Origin of the sequence: Nonomuraea marmarensis (genome assembly GCF_043197025.1) — a bacterium.
In the GTDB taxonomy this organism is placed as follows: Bacteria; Actinomycetota; Actinomycetes; order Streptosporangiales; family Streptosporangiaceae; genus Nonomuraea; species Nonomuraea marmarensis.
Genome location: NZ_JBICRM010000016.1, coordinates 43,148 through 56,289, shown reverse-complemented (window position 1 = coordinate 56,289; position 13,142 = coordinate 43,148). Strand labels below are relative to the sequence as shown.

11 protein-coding genes are annotated in these 13,142 nt (G+C 69.1%); 5 read left to right on the top strand and 6 right to left on the bottom strand.

Annotated elements, in window-relative coordinates; all coding sequences use genetic code 11:
• Positions 1–3: 3 nt before the first annotated feature.
• Positions 4–855, top strand: coding sequence for an LLM class flavin-dependent oxidoreductase (locus tag ACFLIM_RS25590; protein WP_393169547.1), 852 nt, complete (start codon positions 4–6; stop codon positions 853–855).
• Entirely contained in the window at positions 852–1,748 is an 897-nt protein-coding gene (gene rfbA, locus ACFLIM_RS25585; protein WP_393169545.1) for a glucose-1-phosphate thymidylyltransferase RfbA, read from the top strand. Before ACFLIM_RS25590 ends, rfbA begins: the two co-directional genes overlap by 4 nt.
• Before the next feature lie 213 nt (positions 1,749–1,961).
• Here the strand turns inward: rfbA and ACFLIM_RS25580 are convergent, their stop codons facing one another.
• Both ACFLIM_RS25580 and ACFLIM_RS25575 read right to left on the bottom strand, forming a co-directional pair.
• A complete protein-coding gene (locus ACFLIM_RS25580; RefSeq protein WP_393169543.1) occupies positions 1,962–3,911 on the bottom strand; it encodes an AfsR/SARP family transcriptional regulator in 1,950 nt (649 codons plus the stop codon).
• Between the two features lie 683 nt (positions 3,912–4,594).
• A complete protein-coding gene (locus tag ACFLIM_RS25575) occupies positions 4,595–6,163 on the bottom strand; it encodes a DHA2 family efflux MFS transporter permease subunit (protein WP_393169542.1) in 1,569 nt (522 codons plus the stop codon).
• Between the two features lie 162 nt (positions 6,164–6,325).
• Between ACFLIM_RS25575 and ACFLIM_RS25570 the strand changes: the two genes are divergently transcribed.
• Positions 6,326–6,859, top strand: coding sequence for a MarR family winged helix-turn-helix transcriptional regulator (locus ACFLIM_RS25570; protein WP_393169540.1), 534 nt, complete (start codon positions 6,326–6,328; stop codon positions 6,857–6,859).
• Positions 6,860–6,948: 89 nt separating this feature from the next.
• Here the strand turns inward: ACFLIM_RS25570 and ACFLIM_RS25565 are convergent, their stop codons facing one another.
• Positions 6,949–8,061: an amidohydrolase family protein gene (locus ACFLIM_RS25565; protein ID WP_393169538.1), complete on the bottom strand. Its 1,113-nt coding sequence runs from the start codon at positions 8,059–8,061 to the stop codon at positions 6,949–6,951.
• A gap of 14 nt (positions 8,062–8,075) precedes the next feature.
• Positions 8,076–8,690, bottom strand: a complete 615-nt coding sequence (locus tag ACFLIM_RS25560; protein WP_393169536.1) for a class I SAM-dependent methyltransferase — start codon at positions 8,688–8,690, stop codon at positions 8,076–8,078.
• A gap of 238 nt (positions 8,691–8,928) precedes the next feature.
• Between ACFLIM_RS25560 and ACFLIM_RS25555 the strand changes: the two genes are divergently transcribed.
• The gene (locus ACFLIM_RS25555) at positions 8,929–9,570 is read left to right on the top strand and encodes a dTDP-4-dehydrorhamnose 3,5-epimerase family protein (RefSeq protein WP_393169534.1); all 642 of its coding nucleotides are present in this window, start codon (positions 8,929–8,931) and stop codon (positions 9,568–9,570) included.
• Positions 9,567–10,697, top strand: coding sequence for a DegT/DnrJ/EryC1/StrS family aminotransferase (locus tag ACFLIM_RS25550; protein ID WP_393169532.1), 1,131 nt, complete (start codon positions 9,567–9,569; stop codon positions 10,695–10,697). Before ACFLIM_RS25555 ends, ACFLIM_RS25550 begins: the two co-directional genes overlap by 4 nt.
• Here ACFLIM_RS25550 and ACFLIM_RS25545 read toward each other — a convergent pair whose 3' ends face one another.
• Positions 10,698–11,678 carry an NAD-dependent epimerase/dehydratase family protein gene (locus ACFLIM_RS25545; RefSeq protein ID WP_393169530.1) on the bottom strand — a complete coding sequence of 327 codons (981 nt, stop codon included), beginning with the start codon at positions 11,676–11,678 and terminating at the stop codon, positions 10,698–10,700. It abuts the gene before it with no gap.
• Between the two features lie 4 nt (positions 11,679–11,682).
• Complete coding sequence (locus tag ACFLIM_RS25540; protein ID WP_393169528.1) at positions 11,683–13,035, bottom strand: nucleotide sugar dehydrogenase; 1,353 nt, start codon at positions 13,033–13,035, stop codon at positions 11,683–11,685.
• Between the last annotated feature and the right edge of the window lie 107 nt (positions 13,036–13,142).

The window sequence follows — 13,142 nt, the reverse complement described above, 5'->3', positions numbered from 1 at the left end:
CGCGTGAACGTCGGAGTCGGTCTGCCGACGACGGTGCGCGGGGTGGACGGCGCGACCGTGCTTGAATGGGCGCGGCGGGCCGACGCCTGCGGCCTGTCCTCGCTCGGCGTGCTCGACCGCCTGGTGGCCGGTAACCAGGAGCCCGTCGTCACGCTCGCGGCCGCCGCCGCGGTGACACGGCGCATCAGGCTTGCCACGACGATCCTGATCGCCGCGTACCGGGGCGGCGCCGCGGTGCTGGCCAAGCAGCTGGCCACCGTGGACGAGCTCTCGGGTGGCCGGCTGGCGGTCGGGGTGGCCGCCGGGGGCCGCGCCGACGACTTCGAGGCCGCCGGGCAGCCGTACCGGCAGCGGGGCCGGCGGCTGGACGCCCTGGTGGCGGAGCTGCGCGAGATCTGGGCGCCGCCCGGCCGCATCGGCCCGCGCCCGGCCGCCGCGGGCGGTCCGCCCATCTGGGTGGGCGGCCACACGGACGCGGCCCTGCGCCGGGCCGCCCGCCTGGGGCAGGGGTGGATCGCCGGCGGCTCGTCGTCGGTCCCCTACGCGGAGCTGGCGGCCCGGGCCCGGGCCGCCTGGGCGGCCGAGGGCCGGACGGATCGGCCGCGCATGGTGGCGCTGGCCTACTTCTCGCTCGGCACGGACGGAGCTGAGCGGGCCCGCACGCACATGCGCCTCTACTACGCGCAGGCGGGCCCGTACGCCGACCGCGCGGCGGCCCAGACCGTGACGACCGCGAGCGAGCTCCAGCGGACGCTGAAGGAGTACGAGTCCGCGGGCTGCGACGAGCTCATCTTCTTTCCCTGCTCCGGCGACCCGGACCAGGTGGACCTGCTGGCGGAGGCCGCGCGGACATGAAGGGGATCATCCTGGCCGGCGGGCGGGGCACCCGCCTGCACCCCATCACGCTCGCGGTCTCCAAGCAGCTGCTCCCGGTGAATGACAAACCGCTGATCTACTATCCGCTGTCGGCCCTGATGCTGGCCGGCATCAGGGACATCCTCATCATCTCCACACCGCTGGATCTTCCGCAGATCCAGCGGCTGCTCGGCGACGGGGCACAGCTGGGGCTGCGCCTGAGCTACGCCAGACAGGCCGAGCCGCGCGGGCTGGCCGACGCGTTCATCATCGGCGCCGACCACGTCGGCGACGACTCCGTGGCGCTGGTGCTCGGCGACAATGTCTTCCACGGGCACAGGTTCGACGACATCCTGCAGGAGAACGCCAGAGACATCGACGGATGCGTGCTGTTCGGCTACCCGGTGACCGACCCCGAGCGGTACGGCGTCGGCGAGACCGATGGCGAAGGCAGGCTGATCTCCATCGAGGAGAAACCGGCCAGCCCCCGGTCCAACCGCGCGATCGTCGGCCTCTACCTCTACGACAACGAGGTGCTCGACATCGCCAAGAACCTGGCGCCGTCGGACCGTGGAGAGCTGGAGATCACCGACGTCAACCGCGACTACATGGAACGTGGCAAGGCGCGCCTGGTGGATCTGGGCCGCGGGTGCGCATGGCTGGACGCGGGCACCCCGGCGTCTCTGTTGCAGGCCGCGCAGTACGTCAACGCGCTGGAGACCAGGCAGGGCGTGCGGATCGCGTGCATCGAGGAGGTCGCCCTGCGGATGGGCTTCATCCGGGCCGACGAATGCCACCGGCTGGGCGAACTGCTCGCGCCGTCCGACTACGGCCGGTACGTCTGCGCCGTGGCCGAGGAATTCGCCGGTCGACCCTCCGCCGCGCGTTCGTGAGGCGGCATTCCGCACAAAGGGCCGGTCGCGCCCGGTACACCGTCTGGGTGTACCGGGCGTTTGGTATACGTACCGGCGGGTCGGCGATTGATACTGGTCGGCCGCGCTGTGGTGCAAAAAAATTTCACGAGAAAACCTTAAGGTGCCCGATTTTTCGCGGTCCCTTCGCCCTCTTCAGTTGTTCGAGTGAATCTCCGCGAGAAAGCGGCCGGGTCAGCGCGGGCGGCCTGGCCCGGCGGCCGCGTCGATCGCCGCCGGCCCGTCGGCGGCCAGGCACACCTCGGCCGTCGTGGTGCAGCCCTTAGCGGCCAGCTCGTTCTCCAGCTTCTTCTCGGCGTAGAGGTGGGCCAATTCGTTGATGGCGTACGCCACCCCGTCCCGCGCGCCGTTGTAGCCCACGATGCGCAGGAAGTGGGCCGAGACCAGCCGGGTCAGGATCGTCTCGGCGGAGTCGATGTCGCAGCCGACCGCCTCCGCGGCGCTCTTCAGGTTGAACCGCGCGTTGCGCCGCAGGTAGAGCATCCACAGAGCAGTGCGCTCCCGCGGATCGAGCTCCTGGTAGTTGAGGTCGAAGCTGTTGTAGATGTTGAAGTCGGTGGAGTTCAGCTCTTTGAGGCGTAACTGGGGGTTGGCCAGCCGGGCGGCTAACGTCCGCAGGGGCAGGGTCGGCGACGCGGTGAGCCGCGCGCCGGCCGCGCGCACCGCCAGCGGCAGGCCCTCGCAGAAGCGCACCACGCTCTCGGCGTCGTTCCGCTCCCGCTCGACGCGCTGCCTGCCCGCCACCGCGCCCAGCAGGCGCACACCCTCCTCCACGGACAGCGGGCTCAGGTCGACGCGCTTCCTGCAGGAGAACCCGTACAGCCCGGACCGGCTGGTGATGATCGTCGTGCAGTGCTCGCTGCCCGGGAGAAGCGGAGCGATCTGGGGGCCCGAGGCGGCGTCGTCGAGGACGAGCAGCACCCGATGCGCCGAGCACCAGCTCCTGAACAGATTCGATCGCTCCTCGGTGCTGCTGGGCAGCTTCTTGGCGTACATGTCGGTCGCGATCAGCCAGTTGTACAGCACCTGGCCGGGGTCCGCGGGCTTGCCGTCGCTCCCGCGCAGCGTGCAGAAGAACTGCCCATCGGGGAAATGTTGCTTGGTCAGGTGTGCGAGGTGCACCGCGAGGGCGGTCTTACCCACGCCCGGCATCCCCGCGATCAGCACGGTCGGCGGCGTGGTGGTGGCGGGCTCCGTCATGGTGGCCGCCGCGACCAGCTCGTTGATGCTGGACTGGCGGCCGGTGAAGTCCCAGATGTCCGGAGGGAGCTGGGCCGGCGGGAGCGCCCTGCTGTAGTTTCTGGGCCTGTCGGTGGCGGCCGCGATCCGGTAGCCCGGGTCGGTCGCCGGCACCACCTTGGCCGGGCGCGCGGTGGTCTCCTCCGCCAGCAGCGACTGGTGCAGCCGCTGCGTGTCCGCGGACGGCTCGATGCCGACCTCCTCCACCAGCGTTGCCCGCAACCGCTGGTAGACCTCCAGGGCTTCCCAGCGGCGGCCGGAGCGGTGCAGGGCGTTCATCAGCTGCGTGTAGAAGGCCTCGTGGAGCGGATGCACAGAGACCATGTGCTTGAGCTCGCCGACGACCTCGCGATGTCGGCCGAGCCGCAGGTCGCTCTCGAGGCGCAGCTCCAGCGCGCGCAACCGGCTCTCCTCGAGGGAGGCCACGTACGCCGACAGCAGGTTTCCCGCGGCCACGTCGGCCAGCGCCAGGCCGCGCCACAGCGACAGGGCCTCGGCCAGGCTCCTGGCGGCCTTCTCCGTCTCATTCCGCTTCAGCGCCGCAACGCCGTCGCCGAGCAGCCGCTCGAACTGGTTCAGGTCGAGCTCGTCCTGGTCGACCATCAGCATGTATCCCCACGACTGAGTCTGCAGAATCTCCTCTAACGAGTCGACCTTGTCGTTGGAGAGAATTTTCCGCAGCTTGTAGATGTAAGTCTGTAAAGTGGAGAGAGCGCTGCTGGGCGGATTCTCTCCCCATAGTTCGTCGATGAGCTCGGTGGTTTGCACGATGTTGTTGCGCCGGAGCAGAAGAAAGGTGAGCACCTGCCGGAGTTTTGGCGCAGTAGGTGTCACATCCCGGCCGCTGTCGAGTACTCTCAGAGTCCCCAGGACACAGAATCTCATCTTGATCCCCAAGCTTGAAGGCAATCGGACCTTTCTGAAGACAGGCGAGGCTGGAAAATGCCGTGAGGCGCGACTGGACCATCCTCGCCGGATTCGCTCAATGCTCGCCGGCGATGCGGCGACCTTGTGTTACCCGGTTCGGAGGGTGTCGGCGTGCTGGTGGGCGGGATAGGGCGGCACGGCGCCTGGTGCGGCCCGCGCCGGGCTCAGGTCGTGCGCGACGGTGACCGGAAAGGGGCCGTTCCAGGGAGAACGGCGGTGCGAAAGAGCGGCTCGGGCGCCACGGTCAGGGAAAACAAGGCGGAACAACCCACTGCAATTCCCTGTTGAATTATTCCACCAGATGATTTCGCTGAACGTTTCCCTGCGTTTCTTGCGTGTAACAGGCATGCGAATTGTCCGCAGCATATTTCTTACCCCCGTTGCTGCGCCGTCCCCTCGTGGCTTGGTGCCGACTCAGCATTGAATGGTCAACGTATATGCCGTGTAAAAAGTTCCCCTGTGCCCTCTAGGGGCACTTAATGGCGATCCTTGGTGATGACACTAGATTCTTACTAGAAGAACGCTGGAGAGTCGAGCCTGGCCGCGAGCGAGGCAGGTCACCGGCCTCCTCTGGGGCCCGGCCCCGTCTGGCGCCCGCCCGGGGCGACTCGGCTGCGAGGCGCGGATAGGCGACGGACCGGTCACATCAAGGCCAGTTCCTCTTCGGCGGTGGGCGCCTTGGCCGGGTCGGGCCGCTTGGCGGCGATGCTCAGCAGGCAGGCGAGGACCACGACCCCGGCGCAGACCAGGAGGGTCCAGCGCAGGGCGTCGACGAAGGCCTGGTCGAAGGTGGCCTGGGCGATCTCCCGCATCTGCTGGGCGACCTGGCCGCTCGCGCCGGCGGGCAGTTGCACGTTGCCGGCGCCCGCCTCGACGCCGCCGCCGGCCGAGGTGACCGCGTCGACGAAGTCCTCCCGGTACCGGGCCGGTAGCTGCGCCGCCTGGCGCTGCGCCTCGTCGTGCAGCTCGCCGTTCAGGCGGTTCTGCAGCACAGCGCCCATCGCGGCGACCGCGATCAGGAAGCCCATCTGGCGGATCGCGTTGAAGGCGCCCGAGGCGGCGCCCGCGAACTCGGTTCGCACGTCCTGCATGGCCATCGTGACGGTCGGGGCGAACGCGGCCGCCTGGCTGATGCCCGCCAGGATGAGCGGCCAGAGCAGCGACCACTGGCCGGAATCGGTGTGCGCCATGTTCCCGATGAGCACCAGGCTGACCGGGTAGAGGGCCAGGCCGCCGATGAGGACGTACTTCCCGCCGATCTTGTCGATCAGGAAGCCGACGATCGGGAAGGTGAACATCATGGACAGCGCGGTCGGCGCGAGCGTGAGGCCGGCCTGGAGCGCGCTGAGCCCGAGCACATCCTGAAGGTAGATCGTGAGGGTCAGCGACAGCCCCATCATCCCGAAGGAGACCGCGATGATCACGAAGCTCATCAGGGAGAAACCGCGATCCTTGAAGATCCCCAGGGGGAGCAGGGGCTCGCGGATGCGCGCCTGCGTGGCCAGGAACACCACCAGCAGCACCAGGCCGACCCCGATGACCAGCGGAACGCTGAGGAAGGAGTTGATCGTGCCCCATCCGTAGCGGTCGCCTTCGAGCAGCCCGTACGTGATCGCGCCCAGCGCGGCGCTCGCCAGGAGGACACCGGTGAGGTCGAGGCGGACCCGCTTGCCCGGTTGGAGGTTCGGGATGAGGGACAAGGCCATGACGATGGTGAGGATGCCGAGCGGCACGTTGACATAGAAGACCCAGCGCCAGGTGCCCTGGGCGACCAGCATCCCCCCGAGCGTCGGGCCGGCCAGCCCCGCCACGCCGGCGGTGATGCCCCAGATCGCGCTGGGCAGGCCCCGCTTCTCGGGTGGGAAGACCCCCGTCAGGATGGTCAGGGTCTGCGGGGTGATCAACGCGGCGCCGATGCCCTGTACGGCCCGGGCGGCGATCAGCTGCCAGGGCTCCTGTGCGGCGCCGCAGAGCGCCGAGGCGACGGTGAAGAGGATCATGCCGGCGATGAAGACCTTGCGCGGCCCGACGATGTCGCCAAGGCGCCCCGCAGTGATCACCAGTACGGCCACCACCAGGATATAGGCGCTCATCACCCATAACACTTCGGTGATCGTCGCATCCAGGTCCTCGAGGATGTCCGGTATCGCGATGTTGACGATCGTGGTGTCCAGGATGGTCATGAAGAACCCGATACACAGCGTCACCATAACGATCCAGGGGTTTCCCCGTAGCTCCCTCATCCTCGCACCTCCTTGAAAGGTTCAGGTCCCGGCGTCCCCCGCTGGAGTCGTCACCCCAGGACCGGTGTACGGCCAGGAAGATTGAGATATACTTTGATGATTAATAAGTCTAAGAGGAGAATATTTCAAATGTCAAATTATATTTGGAAGTCCCTGGTCGACGAGGTGCAGGTCGCCGTCATGCAGCTACAGAACGTCTCGGATGCGGTGGACGAGGCGGCGGCGGTACGTTTAGGCATCAACCGGACAGACATGCGCTGCATGGGTTGTGTGTTCGCCCTCGGTCCGATGACGGCGGGAGAGTTGGCCGCCGCCGCGCGCCTGTCCCCGAGCGCGGCCACCATCGCGATCGATCGGCTGGAGCGGGCCGGCTACGCGCGGCGGGTCCGCGACGCGAACGACCGGCGCCGGGTGACCGTGGTCCCGACGCCCAAGGCCGTACATGTCGCGCAGGAGGTGTGGGGGCAGCTGAGCGAGGAGGACGAGGCGGGGCTGGCCGGTCACACCGTGGAGCAGCTCGTCCTCATCCGCGACTTCCTGCGGGCCACCGTCAGCCGCCACGCCCGCCAGGCCGACCGCATCAGGCAGGGGGAGACCCTCACCGCCGAGGACATCGCCGTGCCGCTGGCGCCGGCGCCGAAGGCCGAGACCCCGCAGCCGTGAGGCCGTTCGCCCCGGGAATACAAAGAGGCGGCCTGCGGCGCCCGTCCGCTCAGGACGAGGGATGCGACAGGCCGCTGTGGCCGGCGGGGTCACACGGTGACGCCCATCCGTTCGGCCAGCGACGGGAGCAGGCGCAGCGCGTTGTCGCGCTCGATCGCCCGGTGCAGCCGCGGCTCGATGAGCGGGTCGCGGGCCAGTTCCTCCGTCACATACCGGGTGGCCTCGGCCGTTCTCATGCTGTAGTCGGTGCCGTACAGGATGCGAGAGCGGTCGGCGGCTCGCAGGAGCGTCGGCGTCGCGTACGGCGAAGTGGGCATGGCGGTGTCGTAGTAGAAGCGTCGCACGTAGGAGCGCAGGGTCGCCGGCTCGATGCCCTCCTCGTCGTGTGAGCGGGAGTCGATCCGCGCGGCCATGTACGGCAGGAAGCCGCCCCCATGGGACAGGATGATCGACAGGTTCCCGTGCCGCTCCAGGGTCCCCCCGATCATCAGGCTCAGCGCCGCCCTGGTCGTGTCGAGTAGGAAGTCGCCCATGAAGTCCGGGATCCCGGGCGGCGTGCCGCCGGGCAGGAACTGCGGGTGGACCAGGAGCACCGCGTGCCGCCGGTCGAGTTCGGCGAAGAGCGGCTCAAACGACTTGTCGCCGATGTATCTGCCGTTCACGTGCGTCAGCAGGAGTACGCCCTCCGCCCCGAGCGTGCCTAGGGCGTGGTCGGCCTCGGCCAGGGCGGCGTCGACGTCGGTCAGCGGCAGGTAGGCGAAGAAGCCGAACCGCCGTGGCTGCTCCCTGACCAGGTCGGCCAGCGACTCGTTGATGACCCGGGCGCCCGTCGCGACCTGGGCGGGGTCCTTGAAAACCTCGAAGGGCGCGGGTGAGGAGGTCACCACCGCCGCGATCTGGTTCTCCTCCATGACCTCCTCGGTGGCGGCCTGGCTCCAGCGCGCCCAGGTCGGCCACTTCGACTGGTCGGGCGGCAGGATGCCGGCCCGCACGGCCCACTCCTGCATCTTCGGCGGAACGGCGTGGTTGTGGGTGTCGATGCGCCACGGGTCCTGCCCGGCCCGCTCGGTGCCGGCGTCCGCCCGGGCCGCGCTTCGCGTGCTCGCCAGGCTGCCCGCCATGGCGACGGCGCCCAGGGCGCGGATCATCCGGTGGCGCGCCACGACCTCTGCCCAGGCCTCCTTCAGCCAACTGCCGGCCACGCTGCCTCCGTTCACTACTGGTGCGTCATGAGGAAACTGGCGAAGTACGAGGACGGCGGCGGAGACGCCAACCGCTCGATCTTGAAGACGTCGCCGAAGAGGTCGTCCTCCTCGCCGGGGGACAACCTGGGGTTGAGCCGCAGCAGGATGCCCTTGAGGTTGAGCGGCAGGTTGCCGTCGTGGTGCACGCACCACAGGAAGTACAGGCTGCCCGGCCCCGACAGCCGCTTGATCGTGCCGGCCATGGCCTCCCGGTCGGGCCCCTGCAGGTCGTCGAGCGTACCCAGGTCGATGACGAGATCGAACGGCTCCTCCACACCGGGGATGTGCGTGGCGGTCAGGTCACCCTTGACGAACCGGCAACGGTCGGCCACCCCCGCCCGGGCGGCGGCCACCCTGGCCTCGCCCAGTGCTACGGAGGAGAAGTCGATCCCCACCACCTGGAAGCCGCGCTTGGCGAGGAAGACGGCGGCCTCGCCGCGCCCGCAGCCGAGGTCGACGACCCGGGGATGCGTTTCCGGCGATATCCGACCGGATTTCACCAGATCTCGCAGTTCGAGTCCCAGGCGCCCCGCCCATCGGGCCATTCCGGTCTTGTACTGGAAGCTGTACGACCATGACTTAGGCATGAGACATCCCTTTTACCGCGATCACCGTATCGGTTTATCGAGCGGCTTCATTTCGCCGTCCGAGGTCGTTCCGGATAACGTGCTCCGCGTTATCCTGGCAACTTCCGCTAGAGACGGGCTCTATTCTCGCTGGTGCCGCGCTCGAATATCGGGAGAGCGCGACGGGCATTGCCCGCACGCATTGTCGCTGGCATATTCGGTATTGTCAGGTGGTGGTCAGGGTGAGCGAAGGAGCGAAATGCAGATCGAACCACTCGGAATCGACGGTGCTTTCCTGATCAAGCCGGAGATTTTCCCGGACCACCGGGGTGAGTTTCTGGAGGTCTTCAGCGAGCCGGCCTTTCGCGAGGTCGTCGGCCACCCGTTGAAGGTGGCGCAGGTCAACTGTTCCCGCTCACTGCGCGGCACGATCCGCGGCATCCACGCCTTCGGGCTGCCGCCCGGGCAGTCCCGCTACATCACCTGCCCGCACGGGGAGATCTTGGACATCGTCGTCGACATCCGGGTCGGCTCGCCGACGTTCGGCGAGTGGGAAGCGGTCCGGCTGGACGACCGCAGCCGGCACGGGCTGTACCTGGCGGAGGGACACGCCCACGCGTTCGCGCCGCTGACCGACGAGGCGACCGTGGTCTATCTCGTCTCCAGTACCTACGCGCCGCAGAAGGAGCTCCTGGTCGACCCGTACGACCCGGAGCTGGCGCTGCCCTGGCCGCAGGCGCCCGAGCGGCTGCTGTCCGAGAAGGACAGCAAGGCCCCCAGCCTGCGCGAGGCCTTGCGGCTCGGCGTGCTGCCCGACTACGCCGAGTGCCGGGCACGCCATGAGGAGCTGTGCCGCGAAGCCGACGCCCTGTCCGCCGTTCCCGCAAGGAGGCACGGGTGATCCCGTTGATGAAGGTCCAGATGTCCGAGGCGGCGCCGGCCGCCGTGTCCCGCGTCCTCACCAGCGGGATGGTCGGCCAGGGGCCGATGGTGGACGAGTTCGAGCAGGCGCTGCGCGAGCGTATCGGCAACCCCCACGTCGCCACGGTCAACAGCGGCACCTCCGGTCTCCACCTCGCCCTGCGGCTGGCGACGGACCCCGCCGGGACCGGCCAGAACGGGGACAGGGGCGAGGTGCTCACCACGCCGCTGACCATGGTCGCCGCCAACTGGGCGATCCTGGCCAACGGCCTGCGCCCGAAGTGGGTGGACGTGGACCCCGCGACGCTCAACGTGGACCTCGACGACCTGGCCAGGAAGATCACCCCGGCCACTCGCGCGATCCTCATCGTGCACTTCGCCGGCTACCCGGTCGACCTCGCCCGGCTCAGCGGCCTCCTCGACGAGGCCGAGGCCGTCCACGGCTTCCGCCCCGCGGTGATCGAGGACTGCGCGCACGCCTGGGGCGCCACCTACCGCGGCTCGCCGCTGGGCAACCACGGCAACATCGCGGTCTACAGCTTCCAGTCGGTCAAGCATTTCACCACCGGCGACGGAGGGTTGATGGTGCTGCCCGATGCCGAGCTGAACGAGCGGGCCAGGCGGCTGCGGTGGTTCGGGATCGACCGCGAGGCACCGGGACGCGGCCTGACCCGCGACGACATCCCCGAGTGGGGCTACAAGTTCCACATGAACGACATCAACGCCTCGATCGGACTGGCCAACCTGGCGGAGACCGACGAGGTGATCCGCCGGTACCGCGACAACGCCGGCTTCTATGACCGCGAGCTGGCCTCCGCCGACGGGGTGCGGCTGACCGAGCGGGCACCCGACAGGCAGTCCTCGTTCTGGGTCTATCCGCTGCTGGTATCGGGCAAGGACGCCTTCATCAAGCACATGACCGAGGCCGGCGTCATGGTGAGCCAGGTGCACGAGCGCAACGACCAGCACACGGCGCTGCGCCCGTACCTGTCCCTGCTGCCCGGGCTCGAGAAGGTCGTCGAGCAACTCGTCTGCATCCCGGTCGGGCGGTGGGTGTCCGACGAGGACCGCGCCCACATCGTGGACGCGATCGAGGCCGGATGGTGATCAGTCGATGGGCCCGTGCATCCACCAGGGGTTCTGCCGGGCCCACTCGATCGTCCTGGTGATGCCCTCCCGCAACGGGACCTCGCACTTCCAGCCGAGCACCGTGCGGGCCTTGGCCGTGTCGGGGATGCGCCGCTCGATGTCCTGGTAGGCGGTACCGAAGGCGGCCCCCGTGTCCAGGGGGTCGTTCTTCCCCGGGAACCCGGCGGCCTCGCGGACCAACCCGATCACCTCGCTGACGGTGGTCTCCTGATGGGAGCCGATGTTGAAGCACTCGCCCAGCCCGGCCGGGCTCGACGCAGCGCGGACGGTGCCCTCGATCGCGTCGTCGATGTAGGTGAAGCAGCGCGTCTGGCGGCCGCTGTCGTACATCTGCGGGGCCTGCCCGGTCAGGACGCGCCGGATGCTGCGGCTGACGACGTACGCGGCCCGCTGGCGCGGGCCGTACACGTTGAAGTAGCGCACCACCGTGGCGCGCAGGCCGTGCTCCCGGACCAGGGCGAACGTCATGTGCTCGGCCAGCGCCTTGCTCGTGGAGTAGGTCCACCGGTCGGCCGAGGTGAGGCCCAGCACGCGGTCAGAGTCCTCGGCCCACGGCACCTCGGGGTTCTTGCCGTAGACCTCGCTGGTGCTGGCCACCACCACTCTGACGCCGGTCTCCAGCGCCCGGCGCAGGACGTTGCGCGTGCCGAGCACGTTGACGTCGATGACGTCGAGCGGCTGGCGCAGGTACCGGTCCACGCCGACGACGGCCGACAGGTGGTACACCAGGTCGACGTCGGGGTTGATGACGGCCGCCAGCGACGACTCGTTGATGATGTCACCCTTGACGTGGATGACGCCGCCCAGGTCGCGCAGCGGCATGTCGGGCGGCGGAGGCGAGGTGTCGTAGGCGACGATCTCGTGCCCGCCCCCGGCCAGCCGCTCGACGAGGTGGCTGCCGATGAACCCGCACCCTCCGGTTACCACGATCTTGGCCATGTCGTCACCGTCCGATTCCGCGGTAGCCGAAGCCGAGCCGCCGCAGTTCCTCGACGGTCTCGGGCGAGTAGTAGGCCCGCCCGTCGAAGACCAGGCAGGGTGAGGAGACGCGCTCGCGCAACGCGGCGAAGTCGAGTTGCTGGAACGGCTCGTGGCCGGCCAGCACGGCGAGGCAGTGGGCGCCGGTCACGGCCTCCTCCAGGGTGGCGGACGGCTCGACGCCCATCAGCGAGCGCAGCTCCGCCGGGTCTGCGAGCGGGTCATAGAGCGACACCACGGCGCCGACGGCGCGCAGGCCGTCCACGACGGGTTTGACGGGTGTGCTGCGCAGGTCGCCGGTGTTGTTCTTGAAGGCGGCACCGAGCACCGCAACCTTCGCGCCGCCCGGGTCCCGCCCCGCCCGCGCCAGCTCGGCGGAGATCGTCTCGTGGGTGTAGCGGGGCATCGCGTCGTTGACCGCGCGTACCGTCTCGATGGTCTCCAGGCGTACGCCGCGTTCGCGGGCCGCGTTCCAGGTGATCCACGGATCCTTGGTCAGGCAGTAGCCGCCCACCCCGACGCTCGGCAGCAGGATGTTGACGTGGCCGCCGCCCTTGGGCAGCGAGTTGGCGCCGCCGATCACTTCGAGGACGTCGACGCGGAAGGCGTCGCACAGCCGGGCCAGGTCGTTGGCCAGCGCGATGTTGTGGTCGATCCACCAGTTGTCGGCCAGCTTGACGATCTCGGCCACTTCCGAGGAGGTGTACTCCCACGCGGGCACGTCGAGCGCCCGCTTCCAGAACTCCGTCGCCGAGTGCGTGCTCTCGGGGTCGCAGCCGCCCACGATGATGGGCAGCTCCCGCAGCTCGGACAGGGCGTTGCCCTCCGAGAGCCGTTCCGGGCAGTAGACCAGGCCGAAGTCGTCGCCCTGGACCAGCCCTCCGGCCTCCAGCAGCGGCCGGACGAGGTTGCGGGTGGCGCCCGGCGAGACGGTGCTCTTCACCACCACCAGGTGGCCGCGGCGCAGCCGCGGAGCCAGCTCGGCGCAGACCTCCTCCAGCTGCCGGGTGACCAGCAAGCGGTCCGGGCCGATCGGGGTGCCGACCGCGATGACGATGACGTCGGCGTCCCCGATCGCGTCGTACCCGGTGCTGAACGTGAGGCGTCCGGTGCCCCGCAGCCGTTCCAGGGCCTCGGGGAGCCCGGGCTCGGCGATGTGGCACCGCCCGTCCTCTAACTGAGCTACCAGCCGCGGATCGCGGTCGATGCCCGTGACGTACAGGCCCTGCTCGGCCAGTGCGACGCCGAGGCAGCAGCCGACGTAGCCGAAGCCGACGATCGCCACCTTCGGCTCGCGCGAGTCGGGAAGAAAACGCATAGGGACTCCCTGCGGTTTGATTGCGGGGCCGTCACCGCGGCATGTCGCCGTGCGGACCACGTCGCATGGCTGCGATCCCCGTGAGGTTCCTGACGGACACAGGCCGG